This window comes from Acinetobacter sp. YH01022 (genome assembly GCF_013420235.1).
Lineage (GTDB): Bacteria > Pseudomonadota > Gammaproteobacteria > Pseudomonadales > Moraxellaceae > Acinetobacter.
Genome location: NZ_VOYP01000087.1, coordinates 1 through 3,698, shown reverse-complemented (window position 1 = coordinate 3,698; position 3,698 = coordinate 1). Strand labels below are relative to the sequence as shown.

The following is a 3,698-nucleotide window of genomic DNA, read 5'->3' as shown; positions in this document are numbered from 1 at the left end:
TGAAGGTTTTCATGAATTACATTCAAGTCATTGGAAAATAGAGCAATATCACCGGGTGATTAAACAGGTTTGTCATATTGAAAAGTTTCAAGTAAGACGATCTAAACTGATTTTGAATCATATTTTTGCAGCCTTGATGGCCTACGTTGAGATACAAAAGAACCAGTTTGAGCGGATCTTTGAAAATATATATCGTTGGCAGAAGAAATTATTTAGACCAATGATCAAAAACTTCATTGATGACTTTATTCTCGATAAAAATCATCTGCTACCACAGAGAATCTATAAGTAATAGTGCGTAAGTCCTATAAATTAAGACATTTAGTTGAAAATGCTTTTGCGAGATTAAAACATTTCCGTGCTATTGCACTCGATTTGATAAACTAGCACGCAATTATAAATCTATGATCCGTATAGCCTGCATATTTATTTGGTGCAAGGCCAAATGAGGACACGCCCTAATAAATTTAGATAGGCATTTATTGATCAGCCTAGTTTCAGGCTGATCTTCAATTAAGCTTCAATGGTCTGCACCGCAATTTTTTTTGCAGGATCAGTTTTGCGACGTACCGAAGGAACTGGTTCACCATAATACTGACGGTCGGCAAAGTAACTTGAACGAACCATAGGGGCTGCCCAGATATTCTTGAATCCAAGTTTCTGACCGTGGGCGGTATAGCGTTCAAATTCTTCTGGAGTCACGAAACGGTCAATCGGTGCATGCTCTTTAGAAGGCTGTAAGTATTGACCAATAGTCACGTAATCGACATCGTGTGCTTTTAAGTCATCCAGCAATGCAATCACTTCTTCTTCAGTTTCACCAATACCGACCATCAAGCCACATTTGGTTGGAACGTCCGGGCAGTATTCCTTAAACATTTTCAGTAAGTTTAAAGAATGCTGATAATCTGAACCTGGACGCATCGCTTTATACAGGCGCGGCACGGTTTCAATATTGTGGTTGAATACGTCCGGTGGGCACTCGGTCATGATGCGAAGCGCTATGTCCATACGACCACGGAAATCCGGTACCAGAATTTCTAATAAGGTATTCGGGCTTAAACTGCGGGCTTCTTTAATACAGTCTACAAAATGCTGTGCACCGCCATCTCGAAGGTCATCACGGTCAACCGAAGTAATAACCGCATATTTTAAACCCAGATTGGCAATGGTTTCGGCCATATGACGCGGTTCGTCAGGGTCAAGGGCATTTGGACGACCATGTGCCACGTCGCAGAAAGGACAGCGACGGGTACAGATATCACCCATAATCATAAAGGTTGCGGTACCGCCACCAAAACATTCTGGCAGATTCGGGCAAGCGGCTTCTTCACACACCGTATGTAATTTTTGCTCACGCAGCGTGGTTTTAATACGTTGAACTTCTTCAGGAGCCGCCATTTTTACCCGGATCCAGTCCGGCTTGCGTGGCGTTTCAACCGTAGGTACAACTTTTACAGGAATACGAGCGACTTTCTCTGCGCCACGAAGTTTGACACCCTGTTCAGGTTTACGGTTTTCAGACATATTCAACTTTTCCACTGTTTTTTGACGGGGGAGATACTAGATATATTAGGTCTCTCATTATAACGGACTTGAATCTAAATGGGGTAAAAAGGATATTCATTTAATAAATGTAGTCATCACTTAATATATGTGAGGTAAATACAGAAAATTGCGAGTATTTACGTCATAATATAGCCAAGATAGACCAATATTGAAGATAGGAGCGTTGAATGCCACGTAAAAAAGAGGTCGTTAGTGGAACTTTCGTTAAATACGATGCGGTAGTTCTCGGCTCAGGCCCTGCGGGTGAAGGCGCGGCAATGAAACTTGCTAAATCAGGCAAGCGTGTTGCAATTGTTGATATGCGTGAACAATTAGGTGGTAACTGTACACACGTAGGTACCATTCCAAGTAAAGCATTACGTCAAACTGTATCGAGCATTTTGCGTTACCAGCGTGACCCGATGTTCCAGAAAGTGGGCGAATGGAAACAGTTCACCATGAAACAGGTGCTGCGTAATGCCCATAAAGTGATTCAGCAACAGGTGGAAACGCACTCGCGTTTTTATGACCGTAACAAGATTGATATTTATCATGGTCGTGCCTATATCCAGGATAAAAATACCGTATTGATCTTTAGCCCTGAAGGCATAACAGAAACAATTGTTTTCCAGCAATTAGTTATTGCGACAGGTTCACGTCCATACCGTCCGGCGGCGCTTGATTTCAATCATCCACGTGTATTTGATTCAGACAAAATTCTGGATCTGGATTATTCAATTCAAAAAATCATTATTTATGGTGCCGGCGTTATTGGTTGTGAATATGCATCCATTTTCATTGGTCTGGACCATAAAGTTGATTTGATTAACACCCAGCCTAAATTGCTCAGCTATTTGGATGATGAAATTTCTGATGCCTTATCTTACCGTTTACGTGAACAGGGTGTATTGATTCGTCATAATGAACAAATTGATCATCTTGAGACATTTGATGATCATGTGGTGTTGCATTTGCAAAGCGGCAAGAAAATTAAAGCCGATGCCATTTTGTGGTGTAACGGCCGTTCGGGGAATACTGACGGTTTAGGTCTGGAAAATGTAGGCATTACCCCAAACAGTCGTGGTCAGCTCACTGTGAATGATCAGTACCAGACTGAAGTGGAAAATATCTATGCTGCCGGTGACGTGATTGGTTGGCCATCACTGGCTTCTGCTGCTTATGACCAGGGGCGTTGCGCTGGTTCAAACATGAGCGGTGAAGAGAACGTTAAACCCGTAACGGATATTCCAACAGGTATTTATACCATTCCGGAAATTTCTTCGATTGGTAAGACTGAACAGCAATTGACCGAAGAAAAAATTCCTTACGAAGTTGGCCAGGCATCTTTCCGTCATCTAGCACGTGCACAGATTACCGGTGACACCGTAGGTGAATTGAAAATTCTATTCCACCGTGACACCTTAGAAGTGTTAGGGGTGCATTGCTTTGGTAATAACGCTGCCGAGATTATCCATATTGGTCAGGCTGTGATGAATAGCCCGAACAATACCATCAAGTATTTTGTTGAAACTACCTTTAACTATCCGACCATGGCGGAAGCGTACCGTGTAGCAACCTTGAATGGTATGAACCGTTTATTCTAAGATTTTCTGAATTTTAGATGCGAAACCCGTAAGTGAATGCTTGCGGGTTTTTGTTTATTTTGTAGGACAAAATATCTCATCAGTGGATGAGAGTGAGAATAGCGCTTAGTGCAAACCCGCAAGATCAAGTGTTCCTATTTTGCTTATCACTTGCTTGGATTTAGGCTGCCATTTTACGGCATTCTACCGCACATTGCTGGCAAGTTTCGGCACATCGCTGGCAATGTTCTGCTTCATGTTTACTGCATTCTTTGGCGCAGTAATCGCACATTTGAGCACAGAGCTGACAAATTTCCTGCATAAAGGCAGAGGTTCTTTGTTCAGATCGAGCGCATAAGTTGCACATATCTGCACAGTCCAGACAGCGTTTAATGCATTCACGCATCATCTCTATCTCATTTTCATCCAGACAGGCAGCTAGAGGTGGATCAGGAAATTTGAACAACACCTATAAGTGATATTTTGCTCCCCAAATGATGTTATAAACATCAATATATGGAGTATTTTATGGCACGTAGACCAAGAAGAAATCATTCAAATGATTTT

4 protein-coding genes and 1 pseudogene are annotated in these 3,698 nt (G+C 42.0%); 3 read left to right on the top strand and 2 right to left on the bottom strand.

The window, feature by feature from the left end; translation table 11 throughout:
- Both FTT87_RS15655 and FTT87_RS15650 read left to right on the top strand, forming a co-directional pair.
- Positions 1 to 292, top strand: a 292-nt coding sequence (locus FTT87_RS15655; RefSeq protein ID WP_180175096.1) for a transposase, incomplete at its 5' end; no start/stop codon positions are given.
- Positions 293 to 306: 14 nt separating this feature from the next.
- Positions 307 to 449 (top strand): annotated as a pseudogene (locus FTT87_RS15650) (IS5/IS1182 family transposase); the annotation flags it as partial.
- Between the two features lie 64 nt (positions 450 to 513).
- Here FTT87_RS15650 and lipA read toward each other — a convergent pair.
- The gene (gene lipA / locus FTT87_RS15645) at positions 514 to 1,527 is read right to left on the bottom strand and encodes a lipoyl synthase (RefSeq protein ID WP_166167147.1); all 1,014 of its coding nucleotides are present in this window, start codon (positions 1,525 to 1,527) and stop codon (positions 514 to 516) included.
- Between the two features lie 209 nt (positions 1,528 to 1,736).
- Between lipA and sthA the strand changes: the two genes are divergently transcribed.
- Positions 1,737 to 3,152 carry a Si-specific NAD(P)(+) transhydrogenase gene (gene sthA, locus FTT87_RS15640; RefSeq protein WP_086196133.1) on the top strand — a complete coding sequence of 472 codons (1,416 nt, stop codon included), beginning with the start codon at positions 1,737 to 1,739 and terminating at the stop codon, positions 3,150 to 3,152.
- A 160-nt stretch (positions 3,153 to 3,312) separates the two neighbouring features.
- Here the strand turns inward: sthA and FTT87_RS15635 are convergent, their stop codons facing one another.
- Positions 3,313 to 3,540: a four-helix bundle copper-binding protein gene (locus FTT87_RS15635; protein ID WP_180175097.1), complete on the bottom strand. Its 228-nt coding sequence runs from the start codon at positions 3,538 to 3,540 to the stop codon at positions 3,313 to 3,315.
- Positions 3,541 to 3,698: the final 158 nt, after the last annotated feature.